Annotated in this window: 14 protein-coding genes and 1 pseudogene; 7 read left to right on the forward strand and 8 right to left on the reverse strand. The window is 57.1% G+C overall.

Features of this window, described 5'->3' with window-relative positions:
* From AB1E33_RS06945 to AB1E33_RS06955, 3 genes are read right to left on the reverse strand one after another with little or no spacing between them, the layout of a single operon-like run.
* The gene (locus AB1E33_RS06945; protein ID WP_372576524.1) at window positions 1-1,320 is read right to left on the reverse strand and encodes an HlyD family type I secretion periplasmic adaptor subunit; all 1,320 of its coding nucleotides are present in this window, start codon (window positions 1,318-1,320) and stop codon (window positions 1-3) included.
* Window positions 1,317-3,545 (reverse strand): type I secretion system permease/ATPase, encoded by a 2,229-nt coding sequence (locus tag AB1E33_RS06950; protein WP_372576525.1) that lies wholly within the window; start codon window positions 3,543-3,545, stop codon window positions 1,317-1,319. Before AB1E33_RS06950 ends, AB1E33_RS06945 begins: the two co-directional genes overlap by 4 nt.
* Before the next feature lie 24 nt (window positions 3,546-3,569).
* Complete coding sequence (locus AB1E33_RS06955) at window positions 3,570-4,946, reverse strand: TolC family protein (RefSeq protein WP_372576526.1); 1,377 nt, start codon at window positions 4,944-4,946, stop codon at window positions 3,570-3,572.
* A gap of 117 nt (window positions 4,947-5,063) precedes the next feature.
* Between AB1E33_RS06955 and AB1E33_RS06960 the strand changes: the two genes are divergently transcribed.
* On the forward strand, window positions 5,064-5,819 hold the full coding sequence (locus AB1E33_RS06960) for an OmpA family protein (RefSeq protein WP_372576527.1): 756 nt from the start codon (window positions 5,064-5,066) through the stop codon (window positions 5,817-5,819).
* Between the two features lie 145 nt (window positions 5,820-5,964).
* On the opposite strand, the gene AB1E33_RS06965 is transcribed toward AB1E33_RS06960, so the two are convergent.
* Window positions 5,965-6,258: a hypothetical protein gene (locus AB1E33_RS06965; protein ID WP_372576528.1), complete on the reverse strand. Its 294-nt coding sequence runs from the start codon at window positions 6,256-6,258 to the stop codon at window positions 5,965-5,967.
* Between the two features lie 356 nt (window positions 6,259-6,614).
* On the opposite strand from AB1E33_RS06965, the gene thpR reads away from it, so the two are divergent.
* On the forward strand, window positions 6,615-7,133 hold the full coding sequence (gene thpR / locus AB1E33_RS06970) for an RNA 2',3'-cyclic phosphodiesterase (RefSeq protein WP_372576529.1): 519 nt from the start codon (window positions 6,615-6,617) through the stop codon (window positions 7,131-7,133).
* A 268-nt stretch (window positions 7,134-7,401) separates the two neighbouring features.
* A pseudogene (locus tag AB1E33_RS06975) lies at window positions 7,402-7,669 on the forward strand (hypothetical protein); the annotation flags it as partial.
* Between the two features lie 164 nt (window positions 7,670-7,833).
* On the opposite strand, the gene AB1E33_RS06980 reads toward AB1E33_RS06975, so the two are convergent.
* Genes AB1E33_RS06980 through AB1E33_RS06995 form a run of 4 tightly spaced genes read right to left on the reverse strand, consistent with a single transcriptional unit; the run spans window position 7,834 to window position 11,724 of the window.
* Window positions 7,834-8,871, reverse strand: coding sequence for an extracellular solute-binding protein (locus AB1E33_RS06980; protein WP_372576530.1), 1,038 nt, complete (start codon window positions 8,869-8,871; stop codon window positions 7,834-7,836).
* 19 nt (window positions 8,872-8,890) lie between these two features.
* The gene (locus AB1E33_RS06985; RefSeq protein WP_372576531.1) at window positions 8,891-9,700 is read right to left on the reverse strand and encodes an ABC transporter permease; all 810 of its coding nucleotides are present in this window, start codon (window positions 9,698-9,700) and stop codon (window positions 8,891-8,893) included.
* Between the two features lie 3 nt (window positions 9,701-9,703).
* The gene (locus tag AB1E33_RS06990; RefSeq protein WP_372576532.1) at window positions 9,704-10,633 is read right to left on the reverse strand and encodes an ABC transporter permease; all 930 of its coding nucleotides are present in this window, start codon (window positions 10,631-10,633) and stop codon (window positions 9,704-9,706) included.
* Entirely contained in the window at window positions 10,633-11,724 is a 1,092-nt protein-coding gene (locus tag AB1E33_RS06995) for an ABC transporter ATP-binding protein (RefSeq protein ID WP_372576533.1), read from the reverse strand. Before AB1E33_RS06995 ends, AB1E33_RS06990 begins: the two co-directional genes overlap by 1 nt.
* Before the next feature lie 278 nt (window positions 11,725-12,002).
* Here AB1E33_RS06995 and AB1E33_RS07000 point away from each other — a divergent pair, with 278 nt between their 5' ends.
* The 4 genes from AB1E33_RS07000 to AB1E33_RS07015 form a co-directional block, all read left to right on the forward strand.
* Window positions 12,003-13,406 carry an aspartate ammonia-lyase gene (locus AB1E33_RS07000; RefSeq protein ID WP_372576534.1) on the forward strand — a complete coding sequence of 468 codons (1,404 nt, stop codon included), beginning with the start codon at window positions 12,003-12,005 and terminating at the stop codon, window positions 13,404-13,406.
* Entirely contained in the window at window positions 13,403-14,014 is a 612-nt protein-coding gene (locus AB1E33_RS07005) for a glutathione S-transferase (protein ID WP_372576535.1), read from the forward strand. The genes AB1E33_RS07000 and AB1E33_RS07005 overlap by 4 nt, the downstream gene beginning before the upstream one ends.
* 16 nt (window positions 14,015-14,030) lie before the next feature.
* Window positions 14,031-14,789: an electron transfer flavoprotein subunit beta/FixA family protein gene (locus tag AB1E33_RS07010; protein ID WP_372576536.1), complete on the forward strand. Its 759-nt coding sequence runs from the start codon at window positions 14,031-14,033 to the stop codon at window positions 14,787-14,789.
* Window positions 14,789-15,609: electron transfer flavoprotein subunit alpha/FixB family protein (locus AB1E33_RS07015; RefSeq protein ID WP_372576537.1), on the forward strand; the 821-nt coding region annotated here is incomplete at its 3' end. The genes AB1E33_RS07010 and AB1E33_RS07015, both read left to right, overlap by 1 nt.

Genomic DNA, 15,609 nt, shown 5'->3' on the forward strand with positions numbered 1-15,609 from the left:
TCATCGCTCGCGCATGGCTTCAAACCGGGCCTTGCGAAAAGGTTTCAGCAGATAGTCCAGAACCGTCCGCTCGCCCGTCAAAATATCGACCGAGGCCACCATACCGGGGCGGATCTCGAGCCTTTGCCCGGCTTTTTCCAGCGCGTTGCTTCGGGTTTCGACGATGATCGGAAAATACACTTCGCCGGTGGCGTCGTCCTGTTCGGCATCCACGCCGACGCGGGCCAGCTGACCCTCGAGAGCGCCATAGATGGTGAAGTCGAACGAAGTCAGCTTGACGCTTGCCGGGAGGCCGGGTCGCAGAAAGGCCACGTCCTCCGGTTTCGCGCGCGCCTCGACCATCAGGGTGTCATCGGCAGGGACGATCCGTAGAACCTCCTCACCGGGTGCAATGACGGCCCCGATCGTGTGAACGTTCAGCGACGACACGATGCCGTTAACCGGCGCGCGCAGGGCGGCACGGTCGACGACATCCATGGCGCTCTTGATGCTTTCTTCGATGACGCTGAGTTGGTTGAGCGTATCGGAGCGTTCGATATTGATCTCGGCCCGACGTTGCAATCCCGCTTCGGTGATACGCGCATTCGCTTCGGTCAGGGCGGCGCGGGCCTGAGCGCGCTGGCCGCTCAGCGCATCGCGTTCCTGCCGCCGCGCGCTGCGTTCGCGTTCGACCGGCAGAATCTGGGCGCGCGGGACAATGCCGCTTTCGGTCTTTATCGCGATCTCCTCGTCAAGCAGGGCAAGATTTTCGGCCAGGCGATCAAGCGCTGCGCCCAGTTCCGCAATCTCTTGCACGCGCTGCTGTACCTGGGCGTCCAGGACGGCGGTCTGCCCCAAATATGATGCTGTGCGGCTGTCGAACAGGGCGCTTTCGTGAACGGCCAGTGAACTATCGGGGTCTATCCCGGCCTGCGTGAAATCGGGCTCCAAGGCTCCAGCCAGTTCTGCCTCCAACCGCAGGGCGCGGGCACGCAGTGCTTGCTGCTGTGCGCGCAGCTCGCCCAGGCGGGCGGCCGAACTCGTGTCATTTAGCCGGACAAGTATCTGTCCGGCGTCGACCGTATCCCCTTCGCGCACCAGAATCTGTCGCACGATCCCGCCTTCCAGACTTTCGACAACCCGTGCCTGGCCTGAGGGGACAACGCGGCCTGTGGCACGGGCTAGTTCTTCGATCCGTGCAAGTGAGGCCCAAAGGACGGCACCGCCGATGATCAACAAAAGCCCCGCCAATACCGCAAGAACCCAGCCGGAAGACTGGTGCATCCTTGCCGCCTCGCGGCCTTGTGCAAAATCGACCAATTGCCAATCCCGGTCACTCATGAGTTGCTTGAGCCTTTCCGGGCCAATTGACGCAGGATGTCATCCTTGGGACCGTCCGCAGTGATCTGGCCCTTATCCAGTACGATCAACCGGTCGACCAGTTCCAGAAGGCTGCTGCGATGTGTCGAAACGATCAGCGTCATTGGCCAATGGGCCAGGACCCGCGACAGGTTTTGCACGAAGACCCGTTCGGTTTGTGTGTCCATGGATGAGGTCGGCTCGTCCAGGATCAGCAACCGAGGGCGCGGCAGCAAAGCTCGGGCCAGTGCAACCAGCTGCCTCTGGCCGCCAGATAGATTACGCCCCCGCTCGGTGATCGGCATGCCAAACCCTTGCGGATGCGCGGCGGCGATACGGTCGACCCCGGTCAACCGTGCCACGCGCAACACGTCCTCGTTGGTGGCGTGCGGAACGCCGAAGGCGATATTTTCGGCTAGCGTGCCTGAAAACAGTACCGCCTCTTGAGGAACAAACTGGATGTCCTTGCGTAGCCGGGCCGGAGCCAGTTGCGCCATGTTCAGCCCATCCAGCAGAACCATGCCGTCCGTCGGGGCGTAAAGGCCGGACAGGACACGCACCAGACTGGTTTTTCCTGCGCCAACAGGCCCGACGATCCCGATCCGCGCCATGGCATCGGTTGTAAAGGTTGCCTCCTTCAGGGCAGGTACTTTGGCGTCGGGATAGTGCAGCGAGACCCCGCGCAATTCGAAAGCGCCCTCATTGGTCGGGGCGCTCAGGAATGGACCCAAACCACCCTTGTCAGAGGGCTGCGACATCACCGCATTCAGACTGCGCAGGGTCGAGATCGCAAAGCTGGCGCGGACAAACAGACCGGATAGCGCAGCTGTGGGTGCCATGGCCCGCCCAGACAGGATCATCGCGGCGATCACCGCGCCCATGGTCAGGTTGCCTTCGAGCGCCAGATAGACACCGATCACCACGATGCCGATGGACGATAACTGTTGCGCAAATCCCGTGATCGTTGTGGCCAGCGTCGCCAACCGGCGGCTGCGTTCCTGCGTTGTTGCCGATTCCGAGACCATCCGTTCCCACCGCGCCTGCATCCGGCTTTGGCCGGAAATGGCCTTGAGCGTTTCCAGATCAGTCACCGCCTCGACCGCGACGGCGTTCTTGACGCCGGTCACTTTGCGGTCGGCGTTCGATGCCTTCCGCAAGGGGATCAGGATCAGTAAGCCCATGACAAGCAAAAACGTCAGCGCAAGTGCAGGGGGCCAGGCCAGCGGGCCGCCAATATAGGCGATCACGCCGATGAAAAGCACTGCAAAAACCAGATCGGTCAGCGAGGCGAGCGTTTGCGAAGAGAAGAAGTCGCGAACCTGTTCATAATCCTTGAGGTTGTTGATCATCCCCCCGGAAGGTTGAGCCTGCGTATCGAGACGCAGATCGGCGATATGTCGGAAAATCTCGGAGGACACCGCCAGATCGACCCGGCGCGCTACCTTGTCCACGACGCGTGCCCGCACCCATTTCAGGATTGCGTCTGCCAGCAGTGCCAACCCGACACCCGCAACCAGCGACCAGAGTGTTACGAGCGCCGCATTCGGAAAAACCCTGTCATAGACGTTCATGGTGAACAACGGCAGCGCCAGGGCTAACAGATTGATCATCGCCGAGGCCAAGATCACCTGCATGTAGTCGGACCAGAACCGGGTCGCCACGCTCCAATACCAGTGGCGAGGGGCTTCGGTGCTAAAGCTAGCTGCTTCGGGGACAGAATCCGCCTTCAACAAAAGAGCGTGGCCCGCGTATTTGTCAGACAGTTTCGTCACGGGAATAGTCATCGGATCGTCAGTCCTCGCAGGCCAGATGACGGTCGCTTCATCGCCGGCGACACTGACCAGAACACAGGCATCCCGTCCGGACAGAAACAAGACCGCGGGCAGGACAGATGCGGGAATGTCTGGCAAACGGCGACGTGTCAGATGCGCCCGATATCCCAGCGCCTCGACCGCATTCACGCCTTGGGCCGGCGTCAGGCACCCGTCAGCATCCAACGAATGGCCTGCGGTCAATACGTCCAACCCGACATCCCGACCAAGCAGTCGCATACAGGCGGACAGGGCGCTGGCAAGCGCATCGCCTGGTGCCCGTTGAAACAACCAATCTGGCCTGGCTGCATCCACTGCGTGCGCCCCCTCGACCACCCGGGGAGAGATGCACACGCGTGCAGGCGATTTGGACGTGCTGTCAGTGGCGATCTTCATCTCCCCGTTTCAAAGTACGCCGGATCAGTCCAAGGACTTTCGCCAATCCTTGAAGGCTCTTGCATCCAATCGCTCTTCACCGCCGGTCCTGCTGCGGGGCGGAACGTTCATTTCATCGCGCGCGTAGACCTTGGAATCTTCGGGCGGCTCTATTCCCAGCGATTTGAGCAACACTCCAATCGACGCGAGAATTCGATACCTCACATAGTTTTCGGCCGATTTCGCGTTGACCAGATTTGCCTCGGCCTGAAACAGCGCATTCTGCGTGTTCAACACATCCAGCAATGAGCGTTGTCCGACGGTAAATTCCTGTTCGTAAGTTTCCCGCAGCTTTTGCGCAATATTGACCTGCGCGGAGATCTTCTTTGTCCGTCGCTGCGCGGATCGATAAACCGCATAACTTTGTCTGACTTCTGTTTCCACGCGGCGGGTCTGAGCCAGAAGGCGCGCCCTGCTTTCACTGACCCGGCGCACATCTTCCTGACGGGCAGCACGTTTCGAGCTTCCTTGGAACTGGTAGCGCATCACCAGCCCGATGCGGGCGTCAGCCACGTCCCCATCGTAGCCGCCAACGTCTTCACCTACGCGCCCGTCCGCCTCGAGAAACAGCTTTGGAAAGGCATTTGCATTGGTACGTCGGGATAGTGCCTCGGACGATCCTACATCCGCTTGCAGGAACCGGATCGTCGGGTTCGTTCCGCGGGCGATTTCCAGGGCGACATCCAGATTTGTGGGTAGCGCCCGGCGAATGTCTGGCACGATTGACAGGCTTTCGGCCTCAACTCCTACTACGGCGATGAACAGGTTTTTGACGTCTTCGAGGTCAAATTCGAAGGATATGATCGTATCCTCGGCCAATATCAGACGCTCCTCTGCCTGTTGCAGATCTCCGATACCCATCACCCCGCTGTCATAGGCGCGCTGAATTCGCCCGAGCACTTCGGCATGGTAATCGCGGTTGTCATACGCGAGTTTCACCAACGATTGAACACGAAGAACGTCCGCGTATAGTCGGATGGCCTCGAGCGACAACACTTCGGACCGCTCCAAAACTCGCAGCGCGGCGGCATCGATCCTGTAGGCCTGACGTTCGATTTCCGATCGGGTTTCCTTACCGTCATACAAGAGCTGCGACACACGCACGCCCAGTTCATACCCGCCGATCCATCCCTCGGCAGCGGACAAATCTGGGGTTGTGTTGCCGTCATTGGTACTGCCGCCAGAAAAGGCATCCAGCTCGACACGAGGGGCCCAGAAACTGCGGGCCTGTTGGAGTTCAAACTCAATGGCCTGTTTGTTGGATTCAGCGGCCGTGATTTCAGGGTTGGTTTCCAACACAAACAATATTGCGTCTTCCAGAGGCAGTGCATGGGACGGCTTGGACAGGGTCGTTAAAGCCAAGCAACACATTGCAAAGCAAAGTAAAATCTTGCGCATTTCGTCCTCTGCAGGTCAACTGGCGGTGATTGAATATTCTGCAATACACTATACCCTAGGTTACGCTTTGAGGTCCAAGTAGTGCAACCTACACTTGCCAATATTTTCGGATATTGTCATGATTCAGCTGATTGCAATTGTATCGAGGCTTTCAGTATGCGACTCGACGGACCTTTCAGGTTTATTCTACCTCTGGTGGTGTTGTTGTTGTCTTCTCCGGTCGCAGCCGAGACTTTTGGAACCGTCAATTTCAATTTCGATTCTGATCAATTGGACGCTCAAGGCCAACAACAAGTAGCTGCGATCGCGGTACGGCTGAAGGCAGTCAACAGCTACAAGCCAACAGTGGTTGTGGGCTATACGGATGCCGTGGGTTCTAGCGGATACAATCAGGATTTGGGACTAAAGCGTGCCAACACGGTTGCCCGAGCGCTTGTTGCAGCGGGTGTGACGGTCGACGAAATCGGTGACATTTCGAGCCGCGGCAAGACGGATCTTCTGGTCGCAGTTGCGACCGCTGATCGCCGAAATCGGCGTGCCACCGTCGGGCTGGCTGAAATTCTTGATGCTTGCAGAAGTTACAGGGACGTACCGCTTTCCCAAGCGTCTGTTGGTCAGGAGTTGCAAGCTGATTTAGGAAAGCGTTTGCAGGTTGCGGCTGAGCAATATGCCCAGTTTAGCAACTCTGGCCAGAACGGTCCGGCATTCCAGATGGCCGGCGCGGCAAGAGAAGATTGCGGCAAAGCAGTCGGTCTCGATTTCAAATCCATCCGCAAAGTGGAATACGCTAAAAGATGTTTTTGCAGCTTCGCGCGGCTACAGGTGTCATTGCGCTAATGTGAGTCCTGAGAAGCCCCTCGATCTTGGTGTAGTTTCTTGCGAGTGCCCGGCAATTCTGCAGGTGTGTGCAAACCCGCTGGCCTCGATCTTCCAAGGTGAGTCTGCGACGATCCACAGAGAAGAGCGGTATTGTCGGAAATTATCACTGTCGGACCCTGAGGGTGTAGAGCCTCAACGCAATTTCACAGTAGAGACCTTTGTATCTGTCGAGGAAGTTTTCTGGATATTTCGAGTTCAACATTGGAATCCCTAATTGGTTCATGAGCTTGACCACATCTAAAAAGTTACAGAAACCCAGTTCGGCAAACTTTGAGCCGACTGCCACAAGGATGGTTTTTCGCGCTGAACAACCGCGATGGAGTGGATGCCCCCGCTCAACAGCATCGTTTTGTGCCAGTATGGTGAAAGACCACCAGGCAACGAAGAGGGTGTCCATCGGCGATGTTACACTGATCGGGGTCGATCACGGACCGGCTGTTGATCGCATAGCGATCAATGAAAGGTTGGCCAAGTACAATGCTCGAAGGCGGTCTACTGGCATCCGCAGCGGCCCATACCCAATTGCTGCACCGTGCTGTAACGTCTGGATTGTGGAACCCACATTGCGGCATCAACAGGTTGGTCAACGGCAGTTATGGGCTCGTTCATTCCGCATTCAATGGCAGATTTGCGCACTTCTCGTCCAATCGTGCGGAGTGCGACAATTGGCACTTTGGGCTCAGACCTGACATAGCTCGGTGGAACTGTTAGCGTGATGCTCTCTCAAGCCAACAAGCAAAACAAGTGGGCTCCATGCGTTCCTTCGTTGCCACATCACTCAGCGACGAGACAATGGCGGCGCTCGCGCCGCTGCAGCGGGGGTTGCCAGTCGGCCAAACGGTACCGCCTGAAAACATGCATCTGACGCTGGTTTTTCTAGATGATCAGCCCAAGGAGGCGTTAGAGACTTTGCATGAAGAGCTTCTGATGCTTTCAACCCCACCTTTCAGTGTCACCTTTTCGGGGATCGAGCGTATTGGGCGGGTGCTGGCTGTCAGGGTGGCGGATTGTGCTTCGCTCATTGCTCTGCACCGGAAAATCCAAACCGCCACGCGGCGAGCCGGGATTGTGCTGCCCCACCGACGTTTCCGCCCACATGTAACTATCGCTCGTCTAAAAAAAGATCAACGCGAGACGGTCCAGCACGTCCAGAGCGCCTGCATAGCGGACGCATTGCCAGATATGCCGGTCACCGGCTTCACCCTTTTTCAATCTACCCTGCGTCCCGAAGGTGCACGACACGACGCATTGGCGCATTATACTCTCAGTTGATCAGCCGCCGAAGCAACCAAGACTGCACGCGTCAGAAAATTCCAACCCAATCGTCGAGCATATCTGACCCATTGTTTGATTGAGGCGCGCGCTGTTTTCTCTTAGCGCAAAAGATCCCGGTCTTAGGGGCGCGTCCACCGGCTTTGTTGCACAAATCGGCTGAGGGTTTCACTGTTGAATCCAGCGTCACAGCTGGGCGGCATGAGCAGTTGGACCGCTGCTAAATAAACAACCACGAACTGGTCGAAGTATAACACCGCACTGAAGCAACGAGGCGGTCAAGACGTCCAGACACCTAGGTCGCGCCCTGTGGCGGCGATGGAGCGGGTCCCACCGCCGGAGCCGCGTCGAGAGCAAACCTCTCGGGATCATGCATTGAATAACCCTGCCGGTCAGTGGATGCACGCATCAAACTGCTCGGCCAATCTCTCTTGGCCAGGGACTTCGAGCGGCAAGTCGCGGAGATCCAAACCCGTATCGCCGTGCTCAATCACTACACCGCTCCTGGCATACCTGTCACAGAGACCGTAGGGTAAGTCCGTCACGGGAAAGCGAGAACACGCCCTTCAGCGGATTTGTGCAACAAAGCCGGGTAGCGCGAACAACCGATCTTCTCATGAGATGTCTCGCTTCCGTTCTGAGCGTGTTTTTTGGCGGCCTTCAAACCTGAGGGCCACCAAATCCAATGATTAGTTCTGTCTCATTTTTTTAGGTTGGTCCAAATCTGATCGTAGACTGCCTGAGTTTCCTCGTCGCAGACTTCAAGGAACACGCCCTGCCCGGCGTTTGCGTGGGGGTTCTTTTCAGGTTGCGCCGCCAATTCCGCATCAAGGAACTCGGTGACGCCGGTAACGCCGGCGTTGTACTGCGCATAGTTGCTGACTGCGGCGATGTTTTCTGGTTCCAATAGGAAGTCCATAAACTTCAGCGCATTGTCGCGGTTTGGCGCTTCTTTCAGCAGAACGACGTTGTCCATCCATGCCACGTAACCCTGGGTCGGGAAGGCGTATTCAACATTGGCGCCTTCTTCACGGGCCTTGGCGGAAAAACCGTCATAGATCTGACCAACTGCAGCGTCGCCCGACACTAGAACTTCTTTGGCAGTGTCCGAGTTGAAAGATGTCCAGTGCTGCTTGGCTTCTAGCAGCATTGCGTTCAACGCCTTCAGCTGTTCGCGGTCACTCGAACATTGCGGAATGCCCAGGTGCAACGAGGCCATTGCCATCACGTCACCCTGACTGTCCAGCATATTGATCTTGCCTGACAGTTCAGCCGGTGGGTTGAACAAGATGTCGGTGGACTGGATATCACCGTCAAAGACATCGCGGTTCACTGCAAACGAGGTCGAGCCCCACTGATACGGGATCGAAGACGCACGGCCCGGGTCAAAGCCGGGGTCGGCCCATTCGGCGGCAATGTTGCTCTTGTTGGTCAGTTCGCCGTCGGCAATGGTATCCAGCAGACCTTCGCCCGCCATGATCTTGACCATGTAGTCGCCGGGAACCGCCACGTCATAAGTGCCGACGCCACCTGCTTTCAGCGTGGCCAGCATCGCCTCGTTTGAGTCGTAGGTGTCCATGGTTACGGTGATGCCGGTTTCGTCGGAAAACTTGTCTAGCAGCTCTTGGGGGATGTACTCGAACCAGTGATAAATCACCAAGTCGCCCTCGGCAGCGGCCGCGTTGGCGGAAACTGAAAGGGCAAGCGCCGCGACCCCGGATTTAAGAAGATATTTCATTGGTTTGCTCCTTGTTGGCCTATTTTGTGTTGTCAGATTTGCTCACGAAGTAGCTGATCGTCACCATGATGATCGATACGCTCAGCAACATGGTCGAAATCGCCATGATGTTCGGCTTGATACCTTGCTTAACCGATCCGAAAATCGCCGTGGGCAGAGTTTCGACACCGGCACCTTTGACGAAATTGGTGATGATGAAGTCGTCAAGCGACACGATGAATGCCAGCAGAAAACCCGAGATGATCCCCGGCATCATCAGCGGAAGCAGGATCTTGGTGAATGCCTGCCGTTTCGTGGCGTAAAGGTCCAGCGCTGCCTGTTCGAAACTGTCCTCGATCCCCTGCATCCGGGCCGAGATCGGCAGATAGGCGAAGGGGATACAGAAGGCTATATGTGCCACCAGGATCGTCGTATAGCCGCGGGTGAAACCGATCGAGTTGAAGAAGATCAGCGTCGCGGTTGCCAGAACGATCTCAGGCACCATCAGGGGCAGGCTGATCAGACCGAATGAAATCGTGCGCAGCTTGAACTTTCCACCCCTTACCATCGCAGTTGCAGCCAGAGTGGCGATCGACGTCGCGATGGTTGCCGCAACAATCGCGATCGAAAAGCTGTTGAAAGCTGCTGTCTTGAACTTGGCGCTTTCGGGCCCGGTGAACACATCTGCGTACCATCGCAGCGACAGGCCTTCCCAATTGGTGATCGATTGCGAGGCGTTGAAGCTGTAGATCGTGACGATAACCAGCGGCGCATAGAGGATGACAAGACACAGCAAGGTTATCGCCTTGAAACCCTTATAGGATTTTATGTTCTCATTCACATGAGCCATGGATCATCCCCCCGCCTTGTTGGCTCTGGCTTGTTGACGGGCCGAGATCATCAACAGGATCATCACCATCGTCAGCAGGATCATCGAAATGGCCGCACCAAATGGCCAGTTACCCGCGTTGCCCTTGAATTGTTCCTCGATCAGCGAGCCGATCATGAAGTTCTTGGCGCCACCCAGCAGGTCCGGTGCCAGGAACGAGCCCATTGACGGCACGAAGACCAGGATACATCCCGCCATCACGCCCGGCTTCACCGCAGGCAACACGATCCGGCGCAGCGTTGTCATTTTGCTGGCATACAGGTCGGCTGCGGCCTCGCTGAGTGAGAAGTTGTAGCGTTCGACCGCCGCGTAGATCGGCAGCACCATGAACGGCAGGTAGGAATAAAACAGTCCCAGCTGCACCGCGAAATTTGTGTTCACGATTGCGATCGGAGTGTCGATCAAACCGGTATTGATCAGGAAATCATTCAACGGACCCTGATCCCGCAACAGGAATTTCATCGACACGGTACGGATCAGCAGGTTTACCCAATATGGAATGGTGATCATGAACACCCAAAGCGGGCGTACATTTTCCGGGCGGGTAGCAATGAAATAGGCCGTTGGAAAACCGATCACCAGGCTCAGCAGCGTTGCTGCGCCAGCCTGCCAGATCGACCGCCAGAAGATCATTACATAGGTCCACTCGATCTTAGGTGGCTCGTCCCCAAACAGACCGCGATCAAAGAAGAACTGGTCATAGGCGGTCAGGCTGAATTCCCAGATCACACCGCCACGGAATTCCTTGGTCAGGAAGGAATAGACCAGCATCATCAGCACGGGCGCCAGAACGAAGATCGTCAGGACCGCCCAGGCCGGAAGCAAAAGCCAGTTTCTGGCCTCCTTATACGTGTCCGTTGTTGCGCTGCCGCCGCTTGCTGCACCCGCCGCCATCAGTCCACCAGGAGGCGTGCTGCCCCCAGCTCCATGTTGACGAACATCTCAGTGCCCGGCTCGAAAATGCGCTTGTTACCACGATCTGAATTTGAGGTGCGAACCACGAAATCTGGCCCTTCGTCCAGCTGGACAATCGTGGAGATGTCGGTGCCAACAAAGATGTTTTCTTTGACGCGCCCATGCAATCCTTCGGTCTCGACCGGCGTTTCCGACATGTAGAGACGCTCAGGGCGTATCGACATGTGCACTTTCGATCCGGCGCCTACCCCTTCGACCGCGTTACAGGTCAGCTCGTTACCACCACCCAGATGGCAGATAGCCCGACCGTCGTTGATGTTGTCGACCGACACCTCCAGCAAGTTCGTTTCACCGATGAAATCAGCCACAAACATGTTGTGTGGGCGTTCGTAGATATCTGTCGGTGCACCCAGCTGTTGCAGCTCACCCGCCGACATGACCGCAATGCGGTCCGACATGGTTAGTGCCTCTTCTTGATCGTGCGTGACGAAGATAAAGGTAATCCCGGTTTCGCGCTGCAAGTGCTTTAACTCGATCTGCATCGCCTTACGCAGCTTTAGGTCCAGCGCCGACAGCGGTTCGTCCAGCAAGAGTACTTTCGGCTGCGGTGCAAGGGCACGGGCCAGTGCCACGCGTTGCTGCTGGCCGCCTGACAGTTGCGACGGCTTACGTGCCGCAAACTGAGACAGCTGCACCAATTCCAGCATCTCACCCGCCCGGATCCGCGCATCGCTCTTTGACTTCCCGCGCATCTCCAACCCGAAGGCCACGTTCTCGAGGACAGTCATATGCGGGAACAGGGCATAATTCTGGAATACCGTATTCACTGGCCGTTGGTTCGGTGGCAGCTTCTCGATCTCTTCTCCGTAAAGATAGATCGCCCCTTCCGTAACCGACTCAAACCCTGCGATCATACGCAATAGGGTTGTCTTGCCGCACCCGGAAGGTCCTAGCAAAGTGAAGAATTCGTTATCATCGATAGTGAGCGAAATGGTCTTCAACGCAGTGAAATCGCCATAGCGTTTAACCGCGTTACGAACGTCGATCGCATTTTGTGGGTTCTTGGACAAAGGAACCTCCCTTACGCGCGTTTGCCTTTCAGAAACGATAGAAAAGCAGCGGACCGACGTTAAGAATTGTGTTCCTTAGCGTTTGTTAGCGAATACCTAACCCTCAGGACCATCTTTCACGCAAGACCCAGGATTACCGTCTGGAATCCTGATCGAATACGCATTCAATTCGGTCAGTTGCTTTGCGGCAGGCTAACCAACGCTGCGGAAAGCACGTCTTTTTAGGACCCTGCAACCTGAGATAATCGAATGTTGCGAACAGAGGGAAATTACAGTCAATGCTATCAAAGAGAACGGAATCCGACACCATCGGGGCATTGGATCTGCCGGTTGAAGCTCTGCACGGAATTCAGACGGAGCGCGCGCTGCAGAACTTTCCGATAACTGGCGTGCCCCTGTCACATTTTTCAAGCATCGTTGTTGCTCTGGCCATGGTCAAACAAGCCGCAGCGCAAGCCAATTCAGAAATCGGCGGCATCGAGCCTCAAAAGGCCGATGCGATAATCTCGGCCTGCCAGGAGATTATTGACGGCAAGCATCACGAACACTTCGGTGTGGACATGATTCAAGGCGGCGCGGGAACGTCAAGCAACATGAACGCAAACGAGGTCATAGCGAACCTTGCCCTGCAAAAGCTGGGTCATGTTCCCGGCAGCTACAAACATCTGCACCCCAATGACGATGTAAACCACGGCCAATCCACCAATGACGTCTATCCGACAGCGGTCCGGCTTGCGGTACTGTTTCACGTCGAGCCCTTGTGCGCAGCACTGAAGGGATTGCAATCGGCATTTGAAGACCGGGCTGAAGCCTTCGCTGTTATTGCCAAGGTGGGCCGCACACAATTGCAGGATGCAGTTCCCATGTCTTTGGGTGCAGAATTCAGGTCATTTGCGGTGACCGTTGGCGAAGATATCGATCGGATCCGCGAAATCGGGCGTTTGCTGACAGAGATCAACCTCGGCGGCACGGCAATCGGCACCAGGATCAATGTCGAAACCGGCTATGACGCACTTGCAATTGCCTATCTGGCCGAAATCTCGGGCTTCGAATTCAAACAAGCCAGCGACCTGATCGAGGCATCCTCGGATCTGGGCGGGTTCGTCACCTTTTCGGGCATCCTCAAGCGATTGGCTGTGAAACTATCGAAAATCTGCAACGACTTGCGACTGTTATCGTCAGGCCCTCGCACCGGTCTGGGCGAGATAATGTTGCCTGCCGTCCAGGCTGGATCGTCGATCATGCCCGGCAAAGTGAACCCAGTCATTCCGGAAGCGCTCAACCAGATTTGCTATCAGGTCATTGGCAATGATCTGGTTGTGACGATGGCCTCGGAAGCCGGACAGTTACAGCTGAACGCAATGGAACCCATTGTAACATATAACTTATTGAAATCACTAAAAATTCTGATCAACGGCACGAACGTCCTGACCGAGAAATGCGTCGTGGGCATTCAGGCGGACGCAGATCGCTGCGCAGCCCTGCTGGACAACAGCCTGGTACTTGCCACTGCGCTTGCACCTCAACTGGGATATGACGCTGCCGCTCGCATCGCCAAACAGGCACTGGCATCCGGCAAATCAATTCGCACCATCGCCCTCGAAACTGGCGTGATACCCGAAGGAGAACTGGATAGCATTCTGTCACCGACAGCCATGCTCAATCAGGAACCTTCTCCATGAACCGACTATATTTCTCTCCTGCTTCACCGTTTGCCCGCAAAGTCAGGGTGGCAATGCACGAAAAGGACATCGTCGACCGCGTGGAAGAGGTTGAAGTCACGACGTCTCCGGTCGACACAAACGCCGATCTCGCTGCATATAACCCCCTAGGCAAACTACCCTGTCTGGTCCGGGCGGACGGCCGGGTCGTGTACGACAGCCGCGCCATTCTGCGATTTATCGACAGCCTCAGCGCGGACGCGCCGCTTTATCCAAGCGACGACACGGAATTCGATCGGCTCACTGTTGAAAGCCTAGCCGAAGGTGTGATTGAGGCAGCCCTGCAGTGCGTGTATGAGCGGCGGGTACGAGCCGAGGATCAGGTGTCTCAGCCGTGGCTCGACGGCCAGCAGGACAAGATCAACCGCGCCTTGAACTGGTTCGAGGTTCATGTATCTGACGCCCTTGCACCCAGCTTTGACGCCGCATCGATTGGTCTGGCCTGCGGGCTGGCTTATCTTGATTTCCGTCAGCCAATCGGGGACTGGCGTCCCGGGCGCCGGCAGCTTTCAGCCTGGTATGACACCGTATCAGGGCGCCCATCTCTTGTGAAAACCAAACAGAATTAACCAATGGAGAACGCAAATGAAGGTACTTGTGCCTGTCAAACGCGTGATTGACTACAATGTGAAGGTCCGGGTGAAAGCGGACGGTAGCGGTGTCGATCTCGCCAACGTGAAGATGTCGATGAACCCCTTCGACGAAATCGCGGTCGAGGAAGCGATCCGTCTCAAGGAAGCAGGCAAGGCCGATGAGGTCGTGGCCGTTTCGATCGGCGTCAAGCAAAGCCAGGAAACGCTGCGCACCGCGCTGGCCATGGGTGCCGACCGCGCCATTCTGGTGGTCGCTGCTGACGACGTCCATCAGGACATCGAGCCGCTGGCGGTTGCCAAGATCCTCGCCAAGGTGGTCGAGGAAGAGCAGCCCGGCATCGTTCTGGCCGGCAAGCAGGCGATCGACAACGACATGAACGCAACCGGTCAGATGCTGTCCGCCCTTCTGGGCTGGAGCCAAGGCACTTTTGCGTCCGAGCTGGACATCGAAGGCGACAGCGCCAAGATCACCCGCGAAGTGGATGGCGGTCTGCAAACCATCAGCGTCAAGATGCCGACCATCGTCACCGTCGACCTGCGGCTGAACGAGCCGCGCTATGCGTCGCTGCCCAACATCATGAAGGCGAAGAAAAAGCCGCTGGATGAGAAAACCGCCGCCGATTACGGCGTCGACGTCACCCCGCGTCTTGAAATCGTCAAGACCGAAGAACCGGCAGCGCGTGCGGCGGGCATCATCGTGGGCTCGGTTGACGAGCTGGTAGAGAAACTCAAAGAAGTGGGGGCTGTGTAATGGCTGTACTTCTTCTTGCCGAAGTCACCAATGGCGAGCTGGGTCTGGACGCCACCGCCAAGGCCGTGACCGCTTCAAAGCAACTGGGCGACGTGACCGTTCTGGCCGCTGGCGCTTCTGCCGCCGCTGCTGGCGAAGCTGCCGCCAAGATCGACGGTGTCAGCAAGGTGCTGGTCGCCGAGGATGCCTCGCTGGGTCACCGCCTGGCGGAATCGACCGCCGCGCTGATCGTGGGTCTGGCCGATGGATATGAGCATATCGTGGCTCCTGCAACAACCGACGCCAAGAACGTGATGCCGCGCGTGGCGGCGCTGCTCGATTCGATGATCATCTCGGACGCATCCGGTGTGGTTGACGCCTCGACCTTCGAGCGTCCGATCTATGCGGGCAACGCGATCCAGACCGTGAAGTCCTCGGACCCCAAGAAAGTCATCACCATCCGAACCTCGACCTTCGACGCCGCTGGCGAAGGCGGCGCGGCCCCGGTCGAGACCGTGTCGGCAGCCGCCGATCCCGGCCTCAGCTCATGGGTCGAAGACAAGGTGGCCGAAAGCGATCGTCCGGAACTGACTTCGGCGGGCGTCGTGGTCTCGGGTGGCCGTGGCGTTGGCTCGGAAGATGACTTCAAACTGATCGAGGGCCTCGCGGACAAGCTGGGCGCCGCGGTTGGCGCCTCGCGCGCGGCGGTCGACTCGGGTTATGCCCCGAATGACTGGCAAGTGGGTCAGACCGGCAAGGTTGTCGCCCCTGATCTGTATGTCGCCGTCGGCATCTCGGGCGCGATCCAGCATCTGGCCGGCATGAAGGACAGCAAAATCAT

The sequence above is a fragment of the Ruegeria hyattellae genome (genome assembly GCF_041537925.1).
Lineage (GTDB): Bacteria > Pseudomonadota > Alphaproteobacteria > Rhodobacterales > Rhodobacteraceae > Ruegeria_C.

Bases quoted from the DNA above. Each gene is read 5' to 3' on its own strand.
- AB1E33_RS06965 (WP_372576528.1), bottom strand. From the start codon at position 6,258: ATGGACACCCTCTTCGTTGCCTGGTGGTCTTTCACCATACTGGCACAA.
- AB1E33_RS07010 (WP_372576536.1), top strand. From the start codon at position 14,031: ATGAAGGTACTTGTGCCTGTCAAACGCGTGATTGACTACAATGTGAAG.
- AB1E33_RS06950 (WP_372576525.1), bottom strand. From the start codon at position 3,545: ATGAAGATCGCCACTGACAGCACGTCCAAATCGCCTGCACGCGTGTGC.
- AB1E33_RS06990 (WP_372576532.1), bottom strand. From the start codon at position 10,633: ATGGCGGCGGGTGCAGCAAGCGGCGGCAGCGCAACAACGGACACGTAT.
- thpR (WP_372576529.1), top strand. From the start codon at position 6,615: ATGCGTTCCTTCGTTGCCACATCACTCAGCGACGAGACAATGGCGGCG.
- AB1E33_RS07000 (WP_372576534.1), top strand. From the start codon at position 12,003: ATGCTATCAAAGAGAACGGAATCCGACACCATCGGGGCATTGGATCTG.
- AB1E33_RS06945 (WP_372576524.1), bottom strand. From the start codon at position 1,320: ATGAGTGACCGGGATTGGCAATTGGTCGATTTTGCACAAGGCCGCGAG.
- AB1E33_RS06985 (WP_372576531.1), bottom strand. From the start codon at position 9,700: ATGGCTCATGTGAATGAGAACATAAAATCCTATAAGGGTTTCAAGGCG.
- AB1E33_RS07005 (WP_372576535.1), top strand. From the start codon at position 13,403: ATGAACCGACTATATTTCTCTCCTGCTTCACCGTTTGCCCGCAAAGTC.
- AB1E33_RS06980 (WP_372576530.1), bottom strand. From the start codon at position 8,871: ATGAAATATCTTCTTAAATCCGGGGTCGCGGCGCTTGCCCTTTCAGTT.